The organism is Agromyces sp. Root81 (genome assembly GCF_001429165.1).
Taxonomy (GTDB): domain Bacteria; phylum Actinomycetota; class Actinomycetes; order Actinomycetales; family Microbacteriaceae; genus Agromyces.
Window position 1 is genome coordinate 32521 of record NZ_LMIR01000004.1, and the last position, 25618, is coordinate 58138.

Here is a 25618-nt window from a genome sequence, read left to right on the forward strand (position 1 = left end):
GCCGCTTGGCCGTTACGAGGGGCGGAGACGTTGAGCACCGACATCGACGACGTGCAGGCAGCAGGCAGGCCCCGCCGCCGCAAGAGTCTGAGCGCCAAGCAGATCGCCATCCTCGAAATGATCCAGCGCTCGGTCTCGAGCCGGGGCTACCCGCCGAGCATGCGCGAGATCGGCGACGCGGTCGGCCTCTCCTCGCTCTCGAGCGTGACCCACCAGCTCAACCAGCTCGAGCTCGCCGGCTACCTGCGTCGCGACCCCAATCGCCCTCGCGCCCTCGAGGTGCTCATCGAGCTGCCGGGCGTCACCGACCGCACGGCGACGTCGTCCGATCCCACCCCGGTCGGCGACGCGGCGATGGTGCCGCTCGTCGGGCGCATCGCGGCGGGCGTGCCGATCACCGCCGAGCAGCAGGTCGACGAGGTCTTCCCGCTCCCCCGCCAGCTCGTCGGCAAGGGCGAGCTCTTCATGCTCAAGGTCGTCGGCGAATCGATGATCGACGCCGCGATCTGCGACGGCGACTGGGTGGTCGTGCGTTCGCAGCGCACCGCCGAGAACGGCGAGATCGTCGCCGCGATGCTCGACGGCGAGGCCACCGTCAAGGTGTTCCGCCAGCGCGATGGCCACACCTGGCTGCTGCCGCGCAACAGTGCGTTCGAGCCGATCGTCGGCGACCACGCCGAGGTGCTCGGCAAGGTCGTCGCCGTACTGCGCGCGGTCTGACGCCGCGGCGTCGGTCGAGCGAGCGGATGCCGCCCGCTACGCGGCGGAACGTGCGACCGCGTGCGTGCCGTCGCCGCCGGCCGGCGCGTGTTCGCGCAGCCACCCGAGCACAGCGTCCATGAAGCCGGCGTGATCGTCGCGGAACACGGTGTGCCCGGTGCCCTGCACCGTCTCGACGGTCATGCCCTGGCGCCGCAGCTGCCGGGCGACCTTCGCCGTGATGAGCAGGCTCTTCTCAGCGAGCACGACGAGCGTCGGCGCCACGAGCCGCGCCGGCGGCACGAGCGGCCGGGTGTCGGTGAAGCCGAGGATCGTGCGCTTGTCCCAGTCGCGCAGCGTCGCGAGCTCGATGTCGACGTCGGCGGCGCTCCACTTGGGGTTCATCCGCACGAGCGCGGAACGGCGCGGCCTCGGCGCCACGGCGAAGAAGGCCTTGAACGCCCAGCCCTTCACGCCCTTGGGGAACGAGAACGCGGGGTCGATGTAGATCGCCGCGCGCGGCGCGAGTCGATCGGCCACGATGCTCGCGACGAGTCCGCCGAGCGAGTGCCCCATGACGATGTCGGGCGGGCCGTCGAGGAGCGGCTCGAGCGTCTCGACGACGTCACTCGCCCAGGCGGCGGGCGAGTAGCGCACCGCGCGGGGGCTGCGCCCGTGTCCGGCGAGGTCCACCGCGAGCACGCGGAATCCCTGCGCCTCGAGTTCCGCGGTGACGCGATGCCAGGCTCGCGAGTCCGACATGATGCCGTGGATGAGGATCGCGGTGCGCGCGCCCCCGCCGGATTCGTGGACCGCGAGTTGCATGGCCCCGACGATACGTGCCGCTCCTGTGCATCGCCCCGGCGGGAGCCGAGCGGATGCCGCGAGCCGCGACATCCGCTCGACCGTCGTCACCCGACCGGAACGGGTGACGCGATGCTCGCCCGCACGGCCCGCGTCGCCTGGACGATGTGCCGCAGCGATTCGACGGTCTCGTCGTACCCGCGCGTCTTCAGTCCGCAGTCGGGGTTGACCCAGAGCCGCGTGGCCGGGATCGCCCCCGCCGCTCGCTCGAGGAGCGACTGCACCTCGGCGACGCCGGGAACGCGCGGCGAATGGATGTCGTAGACGCCAGGGCCGATGCCGTGATCGAAGCCGCTCGACTCGAGGTCGTCGACGACCTCCATGCGGCTCCTCGCTGCCTCGATCGAGGTGACATCGGCGTCGAGGTTCTTGATCGCGTCGATCACGACGCCGAACTCCGAGTAGCAGAGGTGCGTGTGCACCTGCGTCTCGGGAACCGCACCGCCCGTCGCGAGGCGGAACGAACCGACCGACCAGTCGAGGTAGGCGGGCTGGTCGGCGCGCTTCAGCGGCAGCAGCTCGCGCAGCGCCGGCTCGTCGACCTGGATGATGCGGATGCCGGCGGACTCGAGGTCGGCGATCTCGTCGCGCAGGGCGAGCGCCACCTGGCGGGCGGTGTCGCCGAGCGGCTGGTCGTCGCGCACGAACGACCAGGCGAGGATCGTGACCGGTCCGGTGAGCATGCCCTTCATCGGCTGCTCGGTGAGCGACTGGGCGTAACTCGACCACTCGACCGTCATCGGCGCGGGCCGCGAGACGTCGCCCCAGAGGATCGAGGGCCGAGTGCAGCGCGAGCCGTACGACTGGACCCAGCCGTGCTTCGTCACCGCGAAGCCGTCGAGCAGTTCGGCGAAGTACTGCACCATGTCGTTGCGCTCGGGCTCCCCGTGCACGAGCACGTCGAGGCCCAGGTCCTCCTGCAACCGCACGACGCGTTCGATCTCGTCGCGCATGAGACCCGTGTACTCGGCGGTCGACAGCTCGCCCTTCACGAGACGGGCCCGTGCACGGCGGATCTCGGTGGTCTGCGGGAACGACCCGATCGTCGTCGTCGGCAGTTCGGGCAGCCCGAGGGTCTCCTGCGCGGCGACACGCTCTTCGTAGCCGACTCGGGCGAAGTCCTGCTCGCCGAGCCCGGCGAGCCGGTCGCGCACCGAGGGCACGCGCACGCCGGGTGCCCCGTCGCGATCGGCGAGGGCAGCGGATGCCGCGGCCAGCTCGTCCTCGATCGCGTCGCGCCCCTCGACGAGGCCGCGACCGAGCACGGCGACCTGGCCGACCTTCTGATCGGCGAACGCGAGCCAGGAGGCGAGGCGGGTGTCGAGCTCGTCCTCGTCGGCGACGTCGTGCGGCACGTGCTGGAGCGACGTCGAGGTCGACACGGCGACAGCCGACGAGAGGTGCTGCAGCGCCGTCACGCGGTCGAACGCGGCAGCGAGGTCGCCGCGCCAGATGTTGTGGCCGTCGACGACGCCGGCGACGAGGGTCTTCGCGGCGAGCGACTCCGCCGTCGCGGGGTCGAGCCCGCCCGGCAGGCCGCCGCGCACGAGGTCGAGGCCGATCGCCTCCACAGGGGTCGCCGCGAGCGCCGGCAGGGCATCGTCGAGCGAACCGTAGGGCGCGGCCACGAAGATCGCCGGACGGCGCTCGAGCGCACCGAGGGCGTCGTAGGCGACGGCGACCGATTCGACCACGCGGGCGCGATCGACGTCGATGCTCTCGCTCACGAGGGCGGGCTCGTCGAGCTGCACCCACTCCGCGCCGGCCTCCGCGAGCTGATCGAGCAGCGCCGCGTAGACGGGCACGAGGTCGGCGAGCCGCTCGATCGGTTCGAAACCGGCGGCGGCGCCGTCGGCTGCCTTCGCGAGGAGGAGGAACGTCACCGGGCCGACGACCACGGGACGGGTCGTGAAGCCGGCCGCCTGCGCCTCGGCGAACTCGGCGAGGATGCGCTCGGCGTGCAGCGTGAACTCGGTGTCGGGGGCGATCTCCGGCACGAGGTAGTGATAGTTCGAGTCGAACCACTTCGTCATCTCGAGCGGGGCGTCGTCGCCGACGCCGCGGGCGATGGTGAAGTACCCGGCGAGGTCGACTCCGCCGTGCTCGTCGGCCAGCCCGGCGAATCGGGTCGGCAGCGCGCCGACCGTGACAGCCGTGTCGAGCACCTGGTCGTAGTACGAGAACGTCTCGGGGATCGCCGAGTCCGTGCGGCTGAGGCCGAGTGCAGCCAGGCGCTCACGGGTCGCTGCTCGCAGTTCGGACGCTGTGCGTTCGAGCTCCTCGGCCGTGATCGATCCGGCCCAGAACGACTCGACGGCGCGCTTCAGTTCGCGGCGGCGCCCGATGCGCGGGTACCCGAGGATCGTCGCGTTCGGGAATGCGGGTGCAGGGGTGGTCATCGTGCGGTGTTCCTTTCGTCGGCGAGCCGGTGTGCTCGAAGCCCGAGGCGGTCGACGACGTCGAGCACCGCCTCGTGGCGGTTGAAGGTGTACAGGTGCAGTCCGGGTGCGCCGCCCTCGATGACGTCGGAGGCGAGGCGGGTGGCGAAGGCGATGCCGAGTTCGGTTTGCGCCGCGGCATCCGGCTCGATCTCGAGGTCGATGGCGAGCTCGGCCGGGGGCTCGACGCCCGTCAGCTCGGTCAACCGCGCCAGCCGTGCCGGGGTCGTGACCGGCATGATGCCGGGCAGGATCGGGATCGTGACCCCGCCGGCGCGGGCGCGCTCGACGAATCCGAGGTAGTCGTCGGCGCGCCAGAAGAGCTGGGTGATCGCGAGGTTCGCCCCGGCGATCTCCTTTGCGAGGAGCGTGTCGACATCGTGTCCGAGGTTTCGCGACCGCGGATGCCCCGTCGGGAACGTGGCGACCGCGACCCGCTCGGGACGCGGTCGCGCCCTGATCCGCGACGCACCGGGGTTGCCGGGCACGTCGACCTGCCCGAAGGGCTCCCGCTCCTCCTGCACCCGGTGGATGAGCTGCACGAGCTCGGCTGCGCTGCCCAGGTCGCCGATGCCCGCGTCGGGGTCGGCGTCGGCCGGCGGGTCGCCGCGCAGCGCGAGGAAGCTCGTGATGCCCGCGTCGAGGAACTCGCGCACCAGCCGGTTGGCCTCCGCGTGGGAGGAACCCACGCAGGTCAGGTGCGCCATCGGCTCGACGTGCGTGTGCTCGAGCATGTAGCGGAGCACGGTGAGGGAACGCTCCCGCGAGCTGCCACCCGCCCCGAAGGTCACGGAGATGAACGCCGGGTCGACCTCGGCGAGCCGGTCGATCGTGCGGCCGAGGGCGAGCGCCGCCGCATCGGTTCGCGGCGGGAAGAGCTCGAAGGAGAGCGGCAGTCGGGGGCGACAGTCGGCGCCCGCTGCGTCGGTTGCGGTCGATGCCATGGTGCTCCTGCGTGGCGAGCGGCAACGGGAGGAACACGGCAGGCCGCGTTCCCCCGGGCCGGAACGGCGGGTGGATGTCGCGGGCGGGTGCCGGGCTCGGCGGTCGCTCCATGTGATCGGCATCGGCCGGTCACAGATCGATCAGGTGCGACGATACGCCGCGGCGGGAAGCGCCGCACGACTGTGACGCACGGTGACGACGAGCGGTCGCCGAATCAGCGTCGCCGAGGCATCCGTCGCCGGATCACGGGTCGCCGAAGCCCCGCTCCTGACGCGCGCGTGCGGGCTTCGAGAGCGGATGCCCCGGGTCAGGCCCCTGCGGATGCCGCAGCGAACTCCTCGAGCTGGCCGGCCAGCTCGGGCGACGCGAGGGCGCGCACGCGGGTGCCCTCCTCGTCGTACTCGATCGAGAGCACCCGACCGGTCTCGTGCAGGTTCGACACGACGTCGCCACGGTCGTAGGGCACGAGCAGGTCGATCTCGACGGCGGGGTCGGGCATCAGCCGCGCGATCGCCTCGAGCACCTCGGGGATGCCCTCGCCGGTGCGCGCCGAGGCGAAGATCGCACCTGGTTCGAGGCCGCGGAGCACGAGGCGGTCTTCGGGAGTCACGAGATCGGCCTTGTTGAAGACGATGAGCTCGGGGATGTCCCGCGCGCCGACCTCGCCGATGACGTCGCGCACGGTGGCGATCTGGCCGGCGGGGTCGGGGTGGGCCGCGTCGACGACGTGCACGATGAGGTCGGAGTCGCCGACCTCTTCGAGCGTCGACCGGAACGCCTCGACGAGCTGGTGCGGGAGGTTGCGCACGAACCCCACGGTGTCGGCGATCGTGTACACCCGGCCGTCGGCCGTCGTGTTGCGGCGCACGGTCGCGTCGAGGGTCGCGAAGAGGGCGTTCTCGACGAGCACGCCGGCTCCCGTGATGCGGTTCAGCAGGCTCGACTTGCCGGCATTCGTGTAGCCGGCGATCGCCACGGAGGGCACGGCGTTGCGCTTGCGATTGGCCCGCTTCGCCTCGCGTGCGGGCTTCATGCCCGCGATCTGCTTGCGGAGCTTCGCCATGCGCGAGTGGATGCGGCGGCGATCGAGCTCGATCTTCGTCTCACCGGGGCCGCGGGAGCCCATGCCCGCGCCGGCGCCGCCGACCTGGCCACCGGCCTGGCGGGACATCGACTCGCCCCAGCCGCGCAGGCGCGGCAGGAGGTACTCGAGCTGCGCGAGCTCGACCTGCGCCTTGCCCTCGCGGCTCTTCGCGTGCTGGCTGAAGATGTCGAGGATGACCGCGGTGCGGTCGATGACCTTGACCTTGATGGCGTCTTCGAGGGCACGCCGCTGGCTCGGAGCGAGCTCGGTGTCCGCGACGACCGTGTCGGCGCCGAGCGAGGCGACGATGTGCCGGAGCTCGTCGACCTTGCCGCGGCCGAGATAGGTGCTGGGGTCGGGATGCGGCCGGCGCTGCAGCACGCCGTCGAGCACCCGCGCACCCGCGGTCTCCGCGAGGGCGGCGAGCTCGCGCATGGAGTTCTCGGCCTCCTCCTGCGATCCCTGCGAGTACACGCCGATGAGCACGACGTTCTCGAGCCGGAGCTGCCGGTACTCGACCTCGGTGACGTCTTCGAGTTCGGTGGAGAGTCCGCCGACACGGCGCAGGCCCGCCCGCGCCTCGCGGTCGTACTGCTCGCCGTCGGAATCGGAGCCCGCTGCGGCTGCCGAATCGGGCGACATGAGCGCCTCGGCGGCGTCGGATCCGAAGCGGGTCACGCCGGCCTTGGTCTCCGCACCCCTGAGCACCCGCTCGACGGCGTCGTCTGCGGCAGTCTGTTCGGCATCATTCATCGCATTAACCCTAGTTCCCATCGCTGCGATAGGTTCCCCTGTATGGCCTCCGAGCACTACTTCTCCTCTCGACCGGGCGGCGAGGCCACTCTCCGCACCATCACCGTGACCCTCGCGGGGCGCGAGCTCTCGCTCTCCACCGCGGGCGGGGTCTTCAGCCCCGAGCACCTCGACACCGGCACCCGCATCCTGCTCGACCGCGCTCCGGCGCCGCCGGCGAGCGGTGATCTGCTCGACCTCGGCTGCGGCTGGGGGCCGATCGCGATCTCCCTCGCGCTTCGTGCGCCGGATGCCACGGTGTGGGCCGTCGATGTCAACGAGCGCGCGCTCGACCTCGTGCGCCGCAACTGCGCTCGGGTCGGCATCACGAACGTCAACGCGGTGCTGCCGGGCGACGTTCCCGACGACGTGCGGTTCGGCGGCATCTGGTCGAATCCGCCCATCCGCGTCGGCAAAGCCGAGCTGCATGCGCTCCTCGAACGCTGGCTCCCCCGGCTCGACGACGACGCGAGCGCCTGGCTCGTCGTCGCCAAGCACCTCGGTGCGGAGTCGCTGCAGCGCTGGATCGGCGACGAGCTCGGCTTCGACATCGACCGTGCCGCCCAGGACAAGGGCTTCCGGGTGCTCGAGGTGAGCGCCGCGGCATCCGCTCGCTGACCGACTGACCGCAGGTCGGGCGGACCGCGGATCAGGCGAGGCTGAGCACTCCGTCGAAGACGAGTTCGGCCGGCCCCGAGAGGGCGACATGCTCGCCGTCGTCGGCCTGGAACATGCGCACGCCGAGCACTCCGCCCGGCACCTGCACGCGCCAGCGGTCGGGGGCGGCTTCGCCGGCCCAGTACCGCACGGCGAGGGCCGAGGCCACCGCTCCGGTGCCGCAGGAGAGCGTCTCGCCCGAGCCGCGCTCGTGCACGCGCATGCGGATGCGCCCGACGCCCTCTTCGACGAGCGGCTCGGCCGGCACGACGAACTCGATGTTGGCACCCGCCTCCGGTGCGGGCTCGATGACCGGCTGGTAGGCGAGGTCGAGTCCGTCGAGCTCATCGTCATCGGCGAGGGCGACGACGATGTGCGGGTTGCCGACGTCGATGCCGAGGCCGGGCCGGGCGACCGGCAGGCTCTTGCCGCGCACGAGCGGCTCACCGCCTGCGAGGCGCCAGAGCCCGAGGTCGGCCTCGAAGCCCGCCACCGTGCGCCGCACGGTCCGGACGCCGGCGCGTGTGCCGATGGCGATCGAGTCGTTCGCACCCAGGTCGGCGAGGCCCTGGTCGATCAGGTAGCTCGTGAAGACGCGGATGCCGTTGCCGCACATCTCGGAGACGGTGCCGTCGGCGTTCCAGTAGTCCATGAACCACACTGCGTGCGGATTCTCGGCGAGGGCGGCAGCGCCCGCCTCGAGGTTCGCCGAGCGCACGGCGCGGATGACGCCGTCACCGCCGACGCCGAACCGGCGGTCGCACACCGCGGCGATCTGGGTCGGGGTGAGTTCGGACTCCCCCTCGGGATCGCTGAAGAGCACGAAGTCGTTGCCCGTGCCCTGGCCTTTGGTGAACCGCAGATCGAACGCCATCGGATCAGTCTATGGCCGCGAGCCGGGCGAGCTCGGTGCCCCTGGCGACGGGGTCGTCGGCGTCGATCGTGACGGCGTCGCGGTAGCGCTTGAACCAGCTCACCTGACGGCGGGCGTACGTGCGGGTGAGCTGCTGCGTCTCGGCGATGGCTGCCGACCGCTCCAGCCGGCCCGTGATCTCGCCGAGCGCCTGCGCGTACCCGATCGCCTTCCGCGCGGTGGTGCCGCGCTCGATGCCCGCGGGGATCAGCCCGCGCACCTCGTCGACGAGGCCGTCCCGCCACATGCCCTCGACACGCTCGTCGAGGCGTTCGACGAGCGTCGCCCGGTCACTGCGGAGGTGCACGATGCCGTGCGCGCGCCACGGCACGGGTTCGTCGGGCAGACGAGCGGCCTTCGGCTCTCCGGTCACCTCGATCACCTCGAGGGCGCGCACGAGCCGGCGTCCGTTCTGGGCGTCGACGCTCGCGGCCGTCACGGGGTCGATGTCGCGGAGGCGCGCGTGGAGCAGTCCCGGGCCCTGCTCGGCGAGCTCCGCCTCGAGCCGCGCGCGCACCGCGGCATCCGTGCCCGGAAAGCGGAAGTCGTGGATGACCGACGAGACGTAGAGACCCGAGCCGCCGACCAGGAGCGCGACCGCGTCGCGGGCGAGCACCTCGTCGACCGCGGAACGGGCCGCCGACTGGTACTCGGCGACGGATGCCTCGTCGACGACGTCGAGCACGTCGAGCAGGTGATGCGGCACGCCGCGTCGCTCGCCGAGCGGCAGCTTGGCCGTGCCGATTTCCATGCCGCGGTAGAGCTGCATGGCATCCGCGTTCACGACCTCGGCCGCGCGGCCGACCCTGCCGTAGGCCTCGGCCAGGTCGAGGGCGAACGCGGACTTGCCCGTGCCGGTCGCCCCGACGATCGCGATGAGCGTCACGTCAGCGTTGGCCGTCGGTGGGGTCGTAGATCGGCATCGTGCCGACGCCCGGCGAGACGAGCGGCTCGGCGCCGCGAGCCCGCAGGGTGGGCAGGCCGAGGGAGACGCGGCCCGCGACGGATGCCCCCGGCTCTGCCGGCACGCCGCAGCTCTCGGCCTGCGCACGATCCCAGGCATCGCCCGCACGGGTGCGCCGGATGCGCAGCGGCGCATCGTCGAGCGAATCGGCGATGAGATGGAACGGTGCGGCCTGGGTGATCGTCACGGAGACGACGTCCCCGGGTCGCGGCAGTTCGGACCCCGCCGGAACCTCGAAGTGCACGAGACGGCTGTCTTCGGCGCGACCGCTCAGGCGGTGCGTCTCCGCGTCCTTCTTGCCCTCGCCGGTCGCGACGAGCACCTCGACGGGGCGGCCGACGAGGCGCTGGTTCTCCTCCCACGAGATGCGGTCCTGCAGGGCGGCGAGGCGTTCGTACCGCTCCTGCACGACCTCCTTCGGGACCTGGTCCTCCATTGTGGCCGCGGGAGTGCCGGGGCGGATGGAGTACTGGAAGGTGAACGCCGAGGCGAAGCGCGCCGCCTCGACCACGCGCAACGTCTCTTGGAAGTCCTCTTCGGTCTCACCGGGGAAGCCGACGATGATGTCGGTCGAGATCGCGGCGTTCGGGATGCGGGCGCGCACCCGGTCGAGGATGCCGAGGAACTTCTCGGAACGGTACGAGCGACGCATCGCCTTCAGGATGCGGTCGGAGCCCGACTGCAGGGGCATGTGCAGCTGCGGCATGACGTTCGGCGTCTCGGCCATCGCGTCGATGACGTCGTCGGTGAAGGCGGCGGGATGCGGACTCGTGAAGCGGATGCGCTCGAGGCCCTCGATCTGGCCCGCCGCGCGGAGCAGCTTGCCGAACGCCTGACGGTCGCCGAACTCGACGCCGTAGGAGTTGACATTCTGGCCGAGCAGGGTGATCTCCATCACGCCGTCGTCGACGAGCGCCTGCATCTCGGCGAGGATGTCGCCGGGCCGGCGGTCCTTCTCTTTGCCACGGAGCGCCGGCACGATGCAGAAGGTGCACGTGTTGTTGCAGCCGACCGAGATCGACACCCAGCCGCTGTAGCTGGAGTCGCGCTTGGTGGGCAGGGTCGATGGGAAGACCTCGAGCGAGTCGAGGATCTCGAGCTGCGCCTCGTCGTTGTGGCGGGCTCGCTCGAGCAGGCTCGGGAGGGCTCCCATGTTGTGGGTGCCGAAGACGACGTCGACCCATGGCGCCTTCTCGAGGATGACGTTCTTGTCCTTCTGGGCGAGGCATCCGCCGACGGCGATCTGCATGCCGGCGTGGCGACGCTTGACCGCGGCGAGGTGGCCGAGGTTGCCGTAGAGCTTGTTGTCGGCGTTCTCGCGCACCGCGCAGGTGTTGATGACGACGATGTCGGCTTCTGCGCCGTCTGCGGGCACGTAGCCGGCGGCTTCGAGGGATCCCGAGAGCCGCTCGGAGTCGTGCACGTTCATCTGGCACCCGAAGGTGCGGACCTCGTACGTACGCGGCGACGCTGCCGCTTCAGCGACCTGGTCGCGGGGCATCTCTCGAATGGAGACGTCGTGATGGGTGCTCATGATCGCACCAGTTTACGAGCCTTCCGCTGCGAGTGCCGCCGTCACCGCCTCGCGCACGACGTCGCCCGGGTAGCCTCGCCGCTGCAGGAACGCCGACAACCGGCGTTCGGCGGTCTGCCGGTCGAGGCCGTGCAGCTGACGTGCCCGGCGCTCGGCCACTGCACGTGCGTTCTCGAGTTCGGTCTCGGGGTCGAGGTCGTCGACCGCCGCCCGAGCGAGCGCACTGTCGACGCCGCGACGCCCGAGCTCCTGCATGATCGCGCCGCTGCCCTTGCCGCGGCGCACGCCGTGACTGTGCACGAGCTGCTCGGCGAGCTTGGCGTCGTCGAGATAGCCGAGTCGCTCGTAGCGCTCGATCCACTCCTCGACCTCGATGTCGTCGAGTCCGTGCTCGACGAGCACCGCTCTCACCTCCGACACCGAGAGCGCCGAGCGGCGCAGGCGGGAGATCACCAGCCGGTCGATGCGCTCATCGCGCTCCGGCCCGGTCTCTTCGGGCTCCGACTGCTCGCCCGGCTCGTCGTCGCCCGACGCGCCTTCGACCGACACCGGGCGAAGTCGCCCGCGCCCGCCGTCGGACTTCGGACGACGCCGTGGCGCCGCAGCCGGCGGCGCCTCGGGCTCCGCCTTCGCCCACGGCAGGTACGTGACCGGGGCGAGTCGTTCTGTTGATGCGTCGCTCATTTCAAGCTCACCCCGATCATGCTCGTTGTGGGAACTCAGGCGCCCTTGCGGCCGAGCTTCGGTGCGATGGGTTCGACATTCGCCGGCGCCGCCGCACCCGCCGGCTGCCCGATGCCGAGCTTGACGAGGATCTTCTGCTCGATGTCAGCCGCGATATCGGGGTTCTGCAGCAGGAAGTTGCGGGCGTTCTCTTTGCCCTGGCCGAGCTGGTCGCCGTCGTAGGTGTACCAGGCACCCGACTTCTTCACGATCGCCTGGTCGACGCCGTAGTCGATGAGGCTGCCCTCGCGGGAGATGCCGACACCGTAGAGGATGTCGAACTCGGCCTGCTTGAAGGGCGGCGCCATCTTGTTCTTGACGACCTTGACGCGCGTGCGGTTACCGACCGCGTCGGTGCCGTCTTTCAGGGTCTCGATGCGACGGATGTCGAGACGCACCGAGGCGTAGAACTTCAGCGCCTTGCCGCCGGCGGTCGTCTCGGGGCTGCCGAAGAACACGCCGATCTTCTCGCGCAGCTGGTTGATGAAGATCATCGTGGTGTTCGTCTGGCTGAGACCACCCGTGAGCTTGCGGAGCGCCTGCGACATGAGGCGGGCCTGGAGGCCGACGTGCGAGTCGCCCATCTCGCCCTCGATCTCGGCACGGGGCACGAGCGCCGCGACCGAGTCGATGACGATGAGGTCGATGGAGCCGGAGCGCACGAGCATGTCGGCGATCTCGAGCGCCTGCTCACCCGTATCGGGCTGCGAGACCAGGAGCGCGTCGATGTCGACGCCCAGCTTCTTCGCGTACTCGGGGTCGAGCGCGTGCTCGGCGTCGATGAACGCGGCGATGCCGCCGTTGCGCTGCGCGTTGGCGATGGCGTGGAGCGTCAGCGTCGTCTTACCCGAGGACTCGGGACCGTAGATCTCGATGATGCGGCCGCGCGGGAGCCCGCCGATGCCGAGCGCGACGTCGAGGGCGATCGAGCCCGTGGGGATGACCTCGACGGGAGCGCGGTCTTCACTGCCGAGGCGCATGACCGAGCCCTTGCCGAACTGGCGGTCGATCTGCGCGAGGGCGGTCTCGAGTGACTTCTCGCGGTCTGCTGGTGATGCCATGGGTGGGGCTCCTTCGATGCTCGATTGCTGCTGCCTCTAGGCTGTCGTTCCACGTTGCGGGCGCTGACCGATCGGTGCTGACCCGCGGCGTCGTGCGACAAGGCGGTTGCGGTGTGTTCCGACGCATCGACCGTATGGCCGGCCACCGACATCCGACGCCGATCACGACGAGGATGTGGACAGCTGCGCTGTTCCTCCTGCTGTTGAGGAGCCTATCGCAGTCTCCGAACGCATGTTCGAAGAACCGCCCGCGTGTCGAACACGTCTTCGGACGCGATGACGAGTGCGGTCGAGGCTCCAGCTGGGGGCCAAACCGCCGTCGCTACGGCTGCCGCGGCGCGCGCGACTCCCCCGGCACCGGTCGCCCGGCGCCGTGCCGGCGCTCCTCTGGGACATCCGTCGCCTCGCAGAGCGCGAGCCAGACCTCGCGGGGCCGAACGCCCGCCGCGAGCGCCTCGCGCGCCGTGCGGCTGCCGAGCGACGTGAGCACGAGGTCGCCCACGATCACGCCCCCGTACCCGGGGCCGAACTCATCGGCGACCGCGGCCTGGAACTCGCTCAGCTTCACGGGGCACCTCCGGACAGACGATCGGCCGGTCCGAGGACCGGCCGATCGGCGTTGCAATGTATGTGAGTGGTCAGCGGACCATCATGTCGGCGTCGAACTCGGCGACGAGCTCGTCGGGCAGACTGTCGGGCACCACCGAGAGGCCTTCGAGCACCGCGATGCGGTCGCCGACCTCGTGCATGATCACCGAGATGGGCGTGTCGAGCGCGTCGGCGACGGAGGCGAGGATCTCGGAGGACGCCTCTTTCTGGCCTCGCTCCACCTCGCTCAGGTAGCCGAGCGCGACGCTGGCCTTGGACGCGACCTGACGAAGGGTGCGACCCTTCTGCAGACGGAAGTCCCTCAGCACATCGCCGATCTCCTGTCGAACCAGGACCATCGGGAACCTCCTTCTCTCTGCCTGCGGCTCCCCCGGAGCCGGAAACGGGAGCGTCAGTCTAGCCGACTCTCCGTTGTACCAATCTAGCGTTGCACACTGGGGCTTTCGTGTGAACCTGCCACATGTAACAGGGTGTTCACGAAGACTATTCCGCGTCCTGCGGAGAAGATCGCTCGACCCGGGCGAGGGCCGCGTCGATCGCCGCCCGCACGGTCGCGATTCGGATCTCGGCACGCGTGCCGCGGAGCGAGAGCTCGAGCACCTCGACCTCGCCGTCGAAGGCGATGCCGACGAAGACGGTGCCCGGCGGCTTGCCGTCCTGATCGCTCGGGCCGGCGACTCCCGTCGTCGCGATGCCGAGATCGGCGGGCCGGCCGTCGACCGCGAGCACCCCCCGCACACGATCGGCCATCTGCCGGACGACCTCGGGATGCACGGCCCCCTCGGAGGCGAGCAGTTCGGCGGGCACACCCAGCACCGAGTGCTTGACCGACGTGTCGTAGGCGACGACGCCGCCGTGCACCACGACGGATGCCCCCGGTACGCTCGTGAGCTCGGCCACGACGAGCCCGCCCGTCAGCGACTCCGCGACGGCGACCGTGAGGCCGCGAGAGGTGAGCCCGGCGATGAGCCGGGTCGCGGGGTCGACCGTGGCGCGAGGCATCCGCTCGGTCGTCTCAGCTCGCGTCTCGGGGAGCGCGAGCCAGGCGCACGGCGTCGCGCACGTAGAGCAGGCCCGACCAGAGGGTGAGCACGAGGGCGACCGCCATCGTCGCCCAGTTGAGCCAGTAGATCCAGTCGCCGACGATCGTCCACAGCGGCAGGAGCGCGAGGGAGATCGCGACCGACTGCGCGAGGGTCTTGAGCTTGCCGCCGGATGACGCGGGCACCACGTTGCCGCGGCGCAGCTCGACGAGGCGCCACACGGTGATGCCCACCTCGCGCACCACGATGACGATCGTGACCCACCACCACAGTTCGCCGAGGATCGACAGACACACAAGGGCGCCGCTCGTGAGGAGCTTGTCGGCGATCGGGTCGAGGATCTTCCCGAGGTCGGTGACGAGTCCGCGAGAGCGAGCGAGCCACCCGTCGACCCAGTCAGTCGAGATCGCGACGATGAAGATCACGGCGCCCCACCAGCGCATCGGACCGTCGGCTCCCGCGTCGGCGAGGAGCAGCCAGAAAACCAGCGGCGCCATGAGGATGCGGACGACGGTGATCGCGTTCGGAAGGTTCCAGTTCGCCGATCGCGCGGGCGTGCCGGCGGAAGAGGTCATAGGCACAGACTACCGGCCGGGCGGCCTCGCGGACCCGACGGGCCGCAGCCAGACGGGCCGTCCACACGAGCCCTTGCCGTGCAACCGATCTCCCGGCCATGCTGATCGGATGACACGACCATCCCCGGCTGCCGACGACCAGCGCATCGCCCTGATCCAGAAGCACGCGATCCGAGCATTCCGTGCTGCAGGGGTGGACGGCCCGGTCGTGCCGGACCCAGGTGATGCGCTGAACACCTCGATCCGTTCGACCGCGGGCGCCGAGTACGGATTGGCCAACCTCACGTTGACGTGTCTGTCTCTGCCGCGATGGCGATGGAAGGGCCGGATCCGATTCCATGTCGCCTCGATCGTCTCTGGAACGGCCGCGCAACAGCCCTTCGATCTGACCGACCCTGAGACGCGGGTGGGCCTCAGGTCTCGTCTCATGCCGGACGACGGTCTCCCCAGGACGTTCGACTATGCGCGCCGAATCGCGCCGGGTCTCAGGGAGGCGTTGTGCGTCGACCTGCCGACCACTGTCGGGTTCGTCAGCGATGAATCGATCGCAGGGCACGATGCCGAGGCGCTGTTCGCTGGGGCGGTCGCAGTTGCAGTTCGAACGCATCGATTCGCGCGAGGAGATCGCGCCCGGGGTGACGGGGATCACCGGCGAATCGTTCTTCATCGCAAGCCGCGTACTCGACCCCCGATTCATGGCAGCCCAGCTCGCTCAGGCTCCGCGAGGCTTGGTGTTCTTCGCGCCCAGCCGTCACGAGCTCTTCATCGCCCCGATCCGCGGCGCCGAGTCGGTGGAACCGATCTCGAACCTCGCCCGCCTCGCGGGCCGAATCGACCCGGCTTCTCGTCCCGGTTCACTCTCGGGATCGCTCTACTTCACAGATGGCGTGCAATTCCAGCTCATCAGCGATGCGGGCGAGAGCGGTGACGTCGCCGTCATCGCGGACGGGCCGTTCCTCGACGCGATCAGCGTCTGAGGGCTCATTCGGCTCAGTCCCGCCCGGTGAGGCCCCAGGCGTCTTCGTCGGTGTCGCCCTCGACCTCGGGGAGCCCCTCGCTCATGCGGGCGACCGGGTCGTCGTAGCGGGAGTCGGGAGCGTCGTACGCCTCGGTGGCCGCGATACCGCCGCCGAGCGGACCGGCCTGGGCCGCAGCGGGCGCCGCAGCAGGCCGGGCAGCAGGCGCAGCGACCGGCTCCTCGCCGCGGAGCCGGGCGAGCACGCCGGGCAGCTGCTCGGCGGTCACGAGCACGTCGCGCGCCTTCGAACCCTCGGACGGGCCGACGATCTCGCGCGACTCGAGCAGGTCCATGAGGCGGCCGGCCTTCGCGAAGCCGACGCGGAGCTTGCGCTGCAGCATCGAGGTCGAGCCGAACTGGGTCGACACCACGAGCTCGGCGGCGGCGAGCAGCAGCTCGAGGTCGTCGCCGATGTCGGAGTCGATCTCCTTGCGGGGGGCGGATTCCGCGACATCCTGCCGGTACTCGGGACGAGCCTGCCGGGTGACGTGCTTGACGACCCGCTCGATCTCGTCTTCGCTCACCCAGGCGCCCTGCACGCGGAGCGGCTTCGACGCCCCCATCGGCAGGAAGAGCGCGTCGCCCTGGCCGATGAGCTTGTCGGCGCCCGGCTGGTCGAGGATGACTCGCGAGTCGGTGACGCTCGTCACCGCGAACGCGAGCCGCGACGGCACATTCGCCTTGATGAGGCCGGTGACGACGTCGACCGACGGGCGCTGCGTCGCGAGCACGAGGTGGATGCCGGAAGCGCGGGCCAGCTGCGTGATGCGCACGATCGAGTCCTCGACGTCGCGTGGCGCGACCATCATGAGGTCGGCGAGCTCGTCCACCACGACGAGCAGGTACGGGTACGGCTTGAGCTTCCGCTCGGAGCCGGCCGGCAGCACGATCTCTTCATTCACGACGGCCTTGTTGAAGTCGTCGATGTGACGGAAGCCGAACGACGCGAGGTCGTCGTACCGCATGTCCATCTCCTTCACGACCCACGAGAGCGCCTCTGCGGCCTTCTTCGGGTTCGTGATGATGGGCGTGATGAGGTGCGGCACGCCCGCGTAGGGGGCGAGCTCGACGCGCTTCGGGTCGATGAGCACCATGCGCACGTCGGAGGGCTTCGCCCGCATCAGGAGCGAGGTGATCATCGAGTTCACGAAGCTCGACTTGCCCGAACCGGTGGAACCGGCCACGAGCAGGTGCGGCATCTTCGCGAGGTTGGCGACGACGTAGCCGCCACCGACGTCTTTGCCGACGCCGATCGTCATCGAGTGCGTCGCGTTCGCGGCGTTACCGGAGCGCAGCACGTCGCCGAGCGTCACGATCTCTCGGTCGGCGTTCGGGATCTCGATGCCGATGGCGCTCTTGCCGGGGATCGGCGAGAGGATGCGGACCTCGTTGGAGGCGACGGCGTAGGCGAGGTTCTTCGACAGCGCGGTGACCCGCTCGACCTTGACGCCGGGGCCGAGCTCGATCTCGTACTGCGTGACGGTCGGGCCGCGGGAGAAGCCGGTGACCTTCGCGTCGACCGAGAACTGGTCGAGCACGCCGGTGATCTGGCGAACGACGTCGTCGTTGGCCTGGGAGCGCTTCTTGGCGGGCGCGCCGGCTGCAAGGGTCGACGCAGCAGGCAGATGGTACGGACGATCGGGTTCGGATGCCCCGTCGGCATCGAATTCGGAGGGCTCGGCGCCTGCGCCGCCGCCCGCCGGGCCGACGGGCACGTCACCGGCGTCGTCGAACACCGCGAGCACGTTCGTGGCCCCGGCGTCGTCGCCGCGCAGACCGGTGCCGCCGCGCGGCACGTCGCCCGTGAACTGCTGCAGGGCGGATTCGGCGCGCTCGAGGTCGCCGAGCACCTCGGTGTTGTACGTGGCGGGGCCGCCCGTGCCCTCGATGGCCGACTCGAAGCTGCCTGCCGCAGAGCCTGCGCCGAACACCTCGGTGAGCCCTTCGACGCCCTGGGCCTCGAACGCGGGATCCTCTTCGCGGTTCGATTCGTTGCGGCGCCACCACGGCAGCATGCCGCCCTTCGGCTCCTCGTCGTCATCGCCGCCGAGCGCGTCGATGCCGTCGAGTTCGGTCTGCACCGACTTCTTGCGCTCGCGCTTGGTCGGCTTCGGGCCGACCTCGGTCACGGGTTCGTCGTGCGTCGCTCCGAACAGCCACTCGTAGAGCTCGCGGAAGCGCGCCGGGATGCGGTTCGGCGGGGTCTTCGTGATGATGAGCAGCGACAGGACGAGCAGCACGATCACGACGATCGTGGCGCCGGCCTGCGTGATGAGCGCGGTGAGAGGCGCGGCGACCATCCAGCCGAGGATGCCGCCGGCACGGGCCAGCACGGCCATGCCCTCGCGCGGCTCGGGCTGGCCGCCGAAGATGTTGCAGAGCGCCGAGACCGTCAGGAGCAGGAGGCCCAGCCCGATGCCGATGCGCGTGTTGTCGTGCACCGAGCTCGGGTGCCGGAACAGCCAGACCGCGAACATCAGCATGACGACGGGCAGGGCGAAGGCCACGCGGCCGAACAGGAGGCCGAAAGTCCACGAGTCGAGCGTCTGCGCAACGGGTTCGTTGATGAGGAACCACTCGATCACCGCGCCGATGATCGCGAGCACGACGATGAAGAAGGGCAGGCCGTCGCGCCGCTCCTCCTTGGAGAGCGTCTCGGGTCCGAGCGCGCGCGCCGCACCACCCGTCAGGTGGGCGAGCCCCATCCACGCACGGACGAGGAGGTTCGGTCCTTCGGGGGTCGGGGGCGCCTTCTTGGCGGCCGCGCCGCGGGTGCTCGCCGCCGGCAGCTTCTTCGTGGGTGCAGTGCGGGCACTCGAAGCACGCGAGGACGCGCCCGAGGCACGCCCATTCGACCTGGTGCTCGTAGCCATGTGCATAAGGCTACGGCCGCGCGCCCACACCGGGCGACAGCGCGGCGCGAGTGTTCGGGATCCGCCGCGCCGTCGGTCTCCCCGGCGCGCAGCGGAGTCGCGGCATCAGCCTCGCGACATCAACGCAGCGAACGCACCATCGTGTCGCGTCCGGCGGCGGAGTCGACCACCACGAACCCTTCGGAGCGGTACAGCGTCTCGGCGAAGTTGCCGTGCTCGACGCTGAGCGCGAGGCGAGCGAAGCCCGCCGTGCGCGCCGTCTCGGCGAGCGCCTGCATGAGCGCCCGGCCGACTCCCTGTGCCCGCCAGAGCGGCCGAACGCCGATGATGAGCTCGGGCACGCCGACCGCGACGAAGCCGTGAGCGGCCGCATCCGCGGCGAAGAGCCGGTACCAGGCCGCGCCGACCGGTCTGCCCTCGCCGTCGAGGGCCACGACGCCGCGATCGGCCGGCCGTTGCCAGCCGGCGACGTACCCGCGCGACGCGGGATCGGCGAGCACCGTCGGCCGCGGCCGGGTGCCTCCCGACCGCCAGTTCGCCGCCTCGACCACCATGTCGGCGAGGAAGGATCCGTCGTCGGGGATGGCCGGCCGCACCGTGAACGCCGCCATGCGCGGATGCTACGCGCGGGGTGTTACGGCGGTGTTTCGCGCCGCCCCCGCGCCTCAGAACCTGATCGCATCGATCACCTTCACCCGAACCGCGCCGAGCGCCGGCAGGAGTCCGGCGAGCGCCCCGACTGCAACGGCGGCCGCGATGCCGATCAGTGCCGCCTCGACCGGGAACCCGGGCATGTCCTGCACCTCGGCGCCGCCGAGCGCCATGCCCATGAGCGGGCTCCGCACGAGCGCGATCGCCGCGCCCACGCCGACGACTCCCGCGACGAACGTGCCGACCACGGTCTCCATCAGCACCGAGAAGAACACCCGCCCGGCCGTGGCACCGAACGACCGCCTGATGCCGATCTCGCGGATGCGTCCACGCACCGTGACGAGTGCGATCGTGAGGAGGCCGAGTGCACCGAGCAGCAGGATGACGACCGCGACGCCGATGACCATGAGCTTGAGTGGCAGGAACGGATCGCCTTCTTGAGCGGCGTAGTCGCTGCGCCATCCGTCGACCGTGGCGCCCTCACCGAGCTCGGACTTGAACGTGCGCTTCACCGACTCGGTGAGCTCCTCGGCCGAGCCGTCTGGAATCCACATCTCGTACGACGGCATGTAGGGACCCGTCATCGGATCAGGGGTCGCGGGCTGCAACGGAAGGAAGGAGTCGGTCAGCATGAACCCGGTCGGTTCGGAATCCCATTCGCTCTGCGCGGGCGTCACACCCGTGATGACGCCGGTGACCCGCCCGTTGCCGACCAGCTCGATCGTGGGGTGCGTCGAGAGCGCTGGGCTCCCCAGCCGCTTCCAGAAGGCTTCGTTGACGATGACGGCAGGCGCCAGACGATCGGCATCGCGTTCGGTGAACCAGGCACCCTCTGCCAGGCGGACACGGTGCATCAGCCCGTAGTCGGGATCGACGACCTGCATGGCCACCGGCACCGCGCCATCGGCGAACTGCACCGTGAGGTTGCCGTACCCCGACCGGCTCGCGTACTCGATCCCATGCCGCTCGAGCGTGGTCTGCCACGCGGCGGCCACCGCCTCGTTGTCGGGCGTTCCACTCCCGGTGCTGACGTTCATCGACACGGTGGCGGGTCGGCCGCCGAATCGCTCCGACGTCTCACGACCCGCCTGTTCGGCGATCGCGCCCGCCCCGACGACGGTCGTGAGCGCGCACACCGCGACTGCGACGCCGATCAGCGAGAGCAGCACGCGTCCGCGGTGGATGCGAAGTTCTTCGAGGGCCTCGACGATGGTGCTCACGATGCCCGTCGCCATGCGCGCGAACCAGCCGGTCATGCGGCGGCCTCGGCTTCTGCCTCGACGGTCGTGCTCGCGTCAGCGGCATCCGCTGCCTCGAGCCTGCCGGCCTGCAGCAGGAAGTGCCGGTTCGATCGCGCCGCGATCGCGGGGTCGTGCGTGATCGTCACGAGCGCGGCGCCCGTCTCGGCCGCGACGGCCTCGATGAGCGCCATCACTTCGGCGCCCGTCTCGAGATCGAGGGCGCCCGTCGGTTCGTCGGCGAGGATGAGCCGCGGCTTGCGCACGAGCGCCCGCGCGATCGCCACGCGCTGCTGCTCGCCGCCCGACAGCCGTTCGGGCTTCGTCGTGAGCCGTTCGCCGAGTCCGACGCGTTCGAGCATGTCCCGGGCGATGCGCTCGCGCCGCCAGAACTCCCGGCCGCCCGAGTAGAGCAGCGGGGTCTGCACGTTCTCGAGCGCGGTGCGGCCCGGCAGCAGGTTGAACTGCTGGAACACGAAGCCGACCTCGCGACCGCGCAACCGATCGCGAGCCCCGCTGCCGATACGGCGCACATCGTGGCCGAGGAAGGCGAGCTCGCCCTCGGTCGGGGCGTCGAGCAGGCCGAGGAGATTCAGCAGGGTGGACTTGCCCGACCCTGAGCGGCCGACGATCGAGACCCGGTCGCCCTCGGCGACCGTGAGGTCGACGCCCGAGAGGATCGTGAGCGGACGCCCGTCGGGCAGCTCCACCGTGCGGCCGACGCCGCGTGCTTCGACGAGCGTCATTGGGTCGGGGTTCCGCACATCATCGAACCGTCAGGACCCTGCACGCAGGTCTCCTGTCCGGTCTCCCCCGGCGCTCCGGGCACGAACTGCAACACCTGGTCGCCCTCGGCGACGCCCTCGACGACCTCGACCTGCGTACCGTCGCTGAGGCCGAGTTTCACTGGCTGCTCGACGCGCTCGCCGTCGGGCGTCACGAGCCAGACGACGCCCGTCTCGGCACCGCCCTCGACCGCGGTGATCGGCACCACGAGCACGTCGGCTGCACTGCCCGCCGAGATCTTCACCTGGGCCGAGAGTCCGGGGAACACGCGCACGTCGCCCGGCACCGCGCAGCGCACGGTCGTACCGCCGCCGGATGCTTGGCCGCCCGTGCCGCCCGCACCGCCATCGCCTCCCGCTCCGGCGCCGGCGCCGGTCGAACTGCCGGCACCCGACAGCGGCGTGGTGATCACGAGGCCGCCGCACGTGAACGGCGCCGGGCCGCCCGCGATCGTCACGAGCGCCTCGGTCGGCGCGCTCGTCAGCCGGTACTGCTGCTCGGGGCTGAGCGTCGCGGTGACGTTGAAGCTCGGCGGCGCCACCTGCCCCGTGACATCGCCTGTCGCGACCGGCTGACCCGTGATGACGTCGAGCGAGGACAGCACGCCCGCCGACGGCGCCAGCACCTTCTCGAAGTGGAACGAGGGCTTCGGCGTCGTCATCGTCGGCATGCCGTCGGGCCCGACGGTCTCGACCGGCTCGACCTTGTCCTCGACCTTGATGTCGTAGAGCTTCTGCCCGGCGGAGACCTGCTGCCCCGCGGCGACGAACACCTCATCGACCGCACCCGTGCCGGTCGCCTTGACGGGCGCCGACGCATCCGCGTTGACCGTGCCCGTCAGCACCACGTCGTTCGCGATCGAGCCGCGCGCGACCGCCACCTGCGGTTCGGACACGCTGCCGGTCGGCATGATCGCCTCGGCGTCGGCCTCGGCGCGATCGGGGAAGAAGGCGAGCTTCGCGAGCGCGATCGCGATCACCGCCACCAGCACGATTCGAACGGTCGGGAAGATCCACTTGCGCCAGACGCCCACGGCACTCCTTGTCGGGTCGCCCGGGCGGGAAGGGTCGCCCGGGCATCTTTCCCACCCTATGGAGTCGACCCGACTCGCGGAATCCCCCTCAGGGAGGATTCGGGGTCATCCCCGAGTCCCGGCTTCCGCGAAGCACCGGAATGCGGAACGGCCCGTCCGAAGACGGGCCGTTCTGCGGTGTCGTGAACGCCGGACTACGCCTCGATGACGAGTGGCACGAGCATCGGCCGACGACGCAGGCGACGGTTCACCCAGCCGCCCATCACCCGCCGCACGATCTGCGACAGCGCGTGCGAGTCGCGCACGCCGTTCTGTGCGGCCTCGGCGAGGGCGTCGATGATCTTGGGCTTGACGTCGTCGAAGACCGAGTCGTCCTCGGCGAATCCGCGCGCGTGGATCTCGGGACCGGTGATGACGCGGCCCGTCGAGGCGTCGACCACGACGATGACCGAGATGAAGCCCTCCTCGGCGAGGATGCGGCGGTCCTTCAGGTCGGCGTCGGTGATCTCGCCGACGGTCGAACCGTCGACGTACACGAACCCGAGGTCGAGCTGGCCGACGGCGCTCAGCACGCCGCCGCGCAGGTCGTACACCGTGCCGTTCTCGCCGATGAAGGTGTTCTTCTCGGGGATGCCGGTGTCCTGCGCGAGCTTCGCGTTCGCGAAGAGGTGGCGGTACTCGCCGTGGATCGGGAGCACGTTCTTCGGCTTCAGGATGTTGTAGCAGTAGAGCAGCTCGCCGGCGGCCGCGTGGCCGGAGACGTGCACCTTCGCGTTCGCCTTGTGCACGACGTTCGCACCGAGCTTCGTGAGTCCGTCGATGACGCGGTAGACCGCGTTCTCGTTGCCGGGGATCAGGCTCGACGCGAGGATCACCGTGTCGCCCTCGCCGATCTCGATCTGGTGGTCGCGGTTGGCCATGCGCGAGAGCACGGCCATCGGCTCGCCCTGCGAACCGGTCGACATGTAGACGATCTCGTCGTCGGGGACGTTGCCGGCCTTCTTGTAGTCGATCAGCACGCCCTCGGGCACCTGCAGGTAGCCGAGCTCGGCAGCGATGGTCATGTTGCGCACCATGCTGCGGCCGAGCAGCGCGACTCGACGGTGATTCGCCCACGCGGCGTCGAGCACCTGCTGCACCCGGTGCACGTGGCTCGAGAAGCTCGCGACGATGACGCGGCGCGGTGCACGGTTGATGACCTCGTCGAGCACGGGGCCGATCGAGCGCTCGAGCGGCGTGAAGCCCGGGACATCCGCGTTCGTGGAGTCGACCATGAAGACGTCGACGCCCTCTTCGCCGAGGCGCGCGAACTCGCGCAGGTCGGTGAGGCGGCCGTCGAGCGGCAGCTGGTCCATCTTGAAGTCGCCCGTCGCGAGCACGGTGCCCGCGTCGGTCTTGATCGCCACGGCGAGCGCATCGGGGATCGAGTGGTTGACGGCGATGAACTCGAGACGGAACGGGCCGATCTCTTCGCGCCCGCCCTCTTTCACCGTGAGGGTGTACGGCTTGATGCGATGCTCTTTGAGCTTCGCCTCGATGAGCGCGAGCGTCAGCTGCGACCCGATCAGGGGGATGTCGCCGCGGAGCTTCAGCAGGTACGGCACGGCGCCGATGTGGTCCTCGTGACCGTGGGTGAGCACGACGCCGACGATGTCGTCGAGGCGGCTCTTCAGGAAGCCGAAGTCGGGCAGGATCAGGTCGACGCCCGGCTGGTGCTCTTCGGGGAAGAGCACGCCGCAGTCGACGATGAGGATCTTGCCGTCGATCTCGTAGCTGGTCATGTTGCGGCCGACCTCCCCCAGGCCGCCGATGGGGATGATGCGGAGCGTTCCGGCCTCGAGCGGGGCGGGATCGATGACGACGTCGGGCATGGGCCCTCCTTCTGTTGCGGTGTTCAGTTCGGTGCCGGCCCTGTGACCGGCGGATGTCTCGGGCGGATGTCAGAGCGGGCAGGTGCGCGCCGCGGCATCCGCTGGTTCAGCGGGTGGTTCCGGCGACCTTCGGCAGCGCGCCACCGGCTGCGGCGTTTCGGTCGGGACGGAAGTTGTGGAAGTCGACGCCCGGGATGCCCGTCACGTGGTCGATCTCATCCTCGATGAGGGCGGCCTCCCACTCTTCGGGACCGACGAGGGGCAGGCGCACGCGAGGGCTCGAGATGCGGCCGAGGCCGTGCAGGATGTACTTCGCCGCGACGGTGCCAGGCACGTGGGTCATGGTGGCCCTCACGAGCGGCTCGAGCTGCTGGTGGGCGGCCGTGGCCGTGGTGAGGTCGCCGCGGTTCACGGCGTCGACGATCGTGCGGTACGGCGCCGGCGCGATGTTCGCGGTGACGCCGATGAGGCCCGTCGCGCCGATCGCGAGGTGCGGCAGCACGTTCGCATCGTCGCCCGAGAAGTACATGAGGTCGGTCTGGTTCAGCACCCGGCTCACCTCGGAGAAGTCGCCCTTGGCGTCTTTCACGGCGAGGATGTTGGGGTGCTTTGCGAGCCGCAGGATCGTCTCGTACTTGATGGGCACGCCCGTGCGGCCGGGGATGTCGTAGAGGATGACCGGCAGGTCGGTGGCGTCGGCCACGAGCCGGAAGTGCGTGAGGATGCCGGCCTGTGTCGGCTTGTTGTAGTACGGCGTGACGATCATGATGCCGTCGGCGCCGACGCGCTCGGAGTGCTTGTACAGCTCGATCGCGTGCGCGGTCTCGTTCGACCCGCCGCCCGTGATGATCTTGGCGCGGCCCGCGGCGACATCCTTGCCGACCTCGACCAGCCGGATCTTCTCGGGGTCGGTGAGCGTCGAGGTCTCACCCGTGGTGCCCGTGACGACGATGCCGTCGGCGCCCGCCGAGATGACGTCGTCGATGTGCTTCTCGACCCCGGGCCAATCGACTTCGCCGTCCGCCGTCATCGGCGTGACGAGCGCGACGAGCACTTGTCCGAAGGGATTCTCTGAGGTCACGCTCTCCAGCGTATCGGTTCGGCCCCGCGGGGCGGGTCACGGCGGCGCTCGCCCCGCTCTCACCGCTGCGCCCTGCAGCTGCCAGTCTCGGTCGGGAGCTTCCCCATGCCCTTCCTGCGGATATACGATCCGGCGCGCCGCCAGGGTCCGCAAATCCGCGGGGTGT

General features: G+C 70.4%; 23 protein-coding genes. 3 read left to right on the forward strand and 20 right to left on the reverse strand.

Translation table 11 applies throughout. The features are described from left to right. Positions 1 to 42 precede the first annotated feature (42 nt). A complete protein-coding gene (lexA, locus tag ASE14_RS16995; RefSeq protein ID WP_056659168.1) occupies positions 43 to 720 on the forward strand; it encodes a transcriptional repressor LexA in 678 nt (225 codons plus the stop codon). 36 nt (positions 721 to 756) lie between these two features. Here the strand turns inward: lexA and ASE14_RS17000 are convergent, their stop codons facing one another. From ASE14_RS17000 to hflX, 4 genes are all read right to left on the reverse strand, one after another. Continuing rightward, positions 757 to 1524 (reverse strand): alpha/beta fold hydrolase, encoded by a 768-nt coding sequence (locus ASE14_RS17000; RefSeq protein ID WP_056657911.1) that lies wholly within the window; start codon positions 1522 to 1524, stop codon positions 757 to 759. 86 nt (positions 1525 to 1610) lie between these two features. Beyond that, positions 1611 to 3962, reverse strand: a complete 2352-nt coding sequence (gene metE / locus ASE14_RS17005) for a 5-methyltetrahydropteroyltriglutamate--homocysteine S-methyltransferase (protein ID WP_056657913.1) — start codon at positions 3960 to 3962, stop codon at positions 1611 to 1613. After that, positions 3959 to 4945 (reverse strand): methylenetetrahydrofolate reductase, encoded by a 987-nt coding sequence (locus tag ASE14_RS17010; RefSeq protein WP_056657916.1) that lies wholly within the window; start codon positions 4943 to 4945, stop codon positions 3959 to 3961. Before ASE14_RS17010 ends, metE begins: the two co-directional genes overlap by 4 nt. 308 nt (positions 4946 to 5253) lie before the next feature. Beyond that, on the reverse strand, positions 5254 to 6783 hold the full coding sequence (hflX, locus tag ASE14_RS17015) for a GTPase HflX (protein WP_056657919.1): 1530 nt from the start codon (positions 6781 to 6783) through the stop codon (positions 5254 to 5256). A 42-nt stretch (positions 6784 to 6825) separates the two neighbouring features. Between hflX and ASE14_RS17020 the strand changes: the two genes are divergently transcribed. Then, complete coding sequence (locus tag ASE14_RS17020) at positions 6826 to 7440, forward strand: class I SAM-dependent methyltransferase (RefSeq protein WP_056657922.1); 615 nt, start codon at positions 6826 to 6828, stop codon at positions 7438 to 7440. A 31-nt stretch (positions 7441 to 7471) separates the two neighbouring features. Here ASE14_RS17020 and dapF read toward each other — a convergent pair whose 3' ends face one another. From dapF to pgsA, 9 genes are all read right to left on the reverse strand, one after another. Next, positions 7472 to 8353, reverse strand: a complete 882-nt coding sequence (gene dapF / locus ASE14_RS17025; RefSeq protein WP_056657925.1) for a diaminopimelate epimerase — start codon at positions 8351 to 8353, stop codon at positions 7472 to 7474. 4 nt (positions 8354 to 8357) lie between these two features. Then, positions 8358 to 9278 carry a tRNA (adenosine(37)-N6)-dimethylallyltransferase MiaA gene (miaA, locus tag ASE14_RS17030; RefSeq protein WP_056657929.1) on the reverse strand — a complete coding sequence of 307 codons (921 nt, stop codon included), beginning with the start codon at positions 9276 to 9278 and terminating at the stop codon, positions 8358 to 8360. A gap of 1 nt (position 9279) precedes the next feature. After that, positions 9280 to 10857 carry a tRNA (N6-isopentenyl adenosine(37)-C2)-methylthiotransferase MiaB gene (miaB, locus tag ASE14_RS17035; protein ID WP_056657931.1) on the reverse strand — a complete coding sequence of 526 codons (1578 nt, stop codon included), beginning with the start codon at positions 10855 to 10857 and terminating at the stop codon, positions 9280 to 9282. Positions 10858 to 10902: 45 nt separating this feature from the next. Further along, positions 10903 to 11574, reverse strand: a complete 672-nt coding sequence (locus tag ASE14_RS17040; RefSeq protein WP_056657934.1) for a regulatory protein RecX — start codon at positions 11572 to 11574, stop codon at positions 10903 to 10905. A gap of 35 nt (positions 11575 to 11609) precedes the next feature. Continuing rightward, positions 11610 to 12674: a recombinase RecA gene (recA, locus tag ASE14_RS17045; RefSeq protein ID WP_056657938.1), complete on the reverse strand. Its 1065-nt coding sequence runs from the start codon at positions 12672 to 12674 to the stop codon at positions 11610 to 11612. Positions 12675 to 12996: 322 nt separating this feature from the next. Next, positions 12997 to 13242 (reverse strand): DUF3046 domain-containing protein, encoded by a 246-nt coding sequence (locus ASE14_RS17050; RefSeq protein WP_056657943.1) that lies wholly within the window; start codon positions 13240 to 13242, stop codon positions 12997 to 12999. A gap of 70 nt (positions 13243 to 13312) precedes the next feature. Further along, positions 13313 to 13621 (reverse strand): helix-turn-helix domain-containing protein, encoded by a 309-nt coding sequence (locus ASE14_RS17055; protein WP_022893434.1) that lies wholly within the window; start codon positions 13619 to 13621, stop codon positions 13313 to 13315. 145 nt (positions 13622 to 13766) lie between these two features. Further along, positions 13767 to 14285 (reverse strand): CinA family protein, encoded by a 519-nt coding sequence (locus ASE14_RS17060; RefSeq protein WP_056657944.1) that lies wholly within the window; start codon positions 14283 to 14285, stop codon positions 13767 to 13769. 13 nt (positions 14286 to 14298) lie between these two features. Next, positions 14299 to 14901, reverse strand: a complete 603-nt coding sequence (gene pgsA / locus ASE14_RS17065) for a CDP-diacylglycerol--glycerol-3-phosphate 3-phosphatidyltransferase (RefSeq protein WP_056657947.1) — start codon at positions 14899 to 14901, stop codon at positions 14299 to 14301. 590 nt (positions 14902 to 15491) lie between these two features. On the opposite strand from pgsA, the gene ASE14_RS17070 reads away from it, so the two are divergent. Further along, positions 15492 to 15878 (forward strand): hypothetical protein, encoded by a 387-nt coding sequence (locus ASE14_RS17070; protein ID WP_157373072.1) that lies wholly within the window; start codon positions 15492 to 15494, stop codon positions 15876 to 15878. A gap of 13 nt (positions 15879 to 15891) precedes the next feature. Here ASE14_RS17070 and ASE14_RS17075 read toward each other — a convergent pair whose 3' ends face one another. The 7 genes from ASE14_RS17075 to dapA form a co-directional block, all read right to left on the reverse strand. Further along, positions 15892 to 18792, reverse strand: coding sequence for a DNA translocase FtsK (locus ASE14_RS17075; RefSeq protein ID WP_056657954.1), 2901 nt, complete (start codon positions 18790 to 18792; stop codon positions 15892 to 15894). Positions 18793 to 18911: 119 nt separating this feature from the next. Beyond that, a complete protein-coding gene (locus tag ASE14_RS17080) occupies positions 18912 to 19403 on the reverse strand; it encodes a GNAT family N-acetyltransferase (protein WP_056657957.1) in 492 nt (163 codons plus the stop codon). 54 nt (positions 19404 to 19457) lie between these two features. After that, complete coding sequence (locus ASE14_RS17085; protein ID WP_056657960.1) at positions 19458 to 20699, reverse strand: ABC transporter permease; 1242 nt, start codon at positions 20697 to 20699, stop codon at positions 19458 to 19460. Further along, entirely contained in the window at positions 20696 to 21427 is a 732-nt protein-coding gene (locus tag ASE14_RS17090) for an ABC transporter ATP-binding protein (protein WP_056657963.1), read from the reverse strand. Before ASE14_RS17090 ends, ASE14_RS17085 begins: the two co-directional genes overlap by 4 nt. Continuing rightward, a complete protein-coding gene (locus ASE14_RS17095; protein WP_056657966.1) occupies positions 21424 to 22500 on the reverse strand; it encodes an efflux RND transporter periplasmic adaptor subunit in 1077 nt (358 codons plus the stop codon). Before ASE14_RS17095 ends, ASE14_RS17090 begins: the two co-directional genes overlap by 4 nt. A gap of 194 nt (positions 22501 to 22694) precedes the next feature. Continuing rightward, positions 22695 to 24371, reverse strand: a complete 1677-nt coding sequence (locus tag ASE14_RS17100; RefSeq protein ID WP_056657969.1) for a ribonuclease J — start codon at positions 24369 to 24371, stop codon at positions 22695 to 22697. A gap of 106 nt (positions 24372 to 24477) precedes the next feature. After that, on the reverse strand, positions 24478 to 25452 hold the full coding sequence (dapA, locus tag ASE14_RS17105; protein ID WP_082601010.1) for a 4-hydroxy-tetrahydrodipicolinate synthase: 975 nt from the start codon (positions 25450 to 25452) through the stop codon (positions 24478 to 24480). Positions 25453 to 25618: the final 166 nt, after the last annotated feature.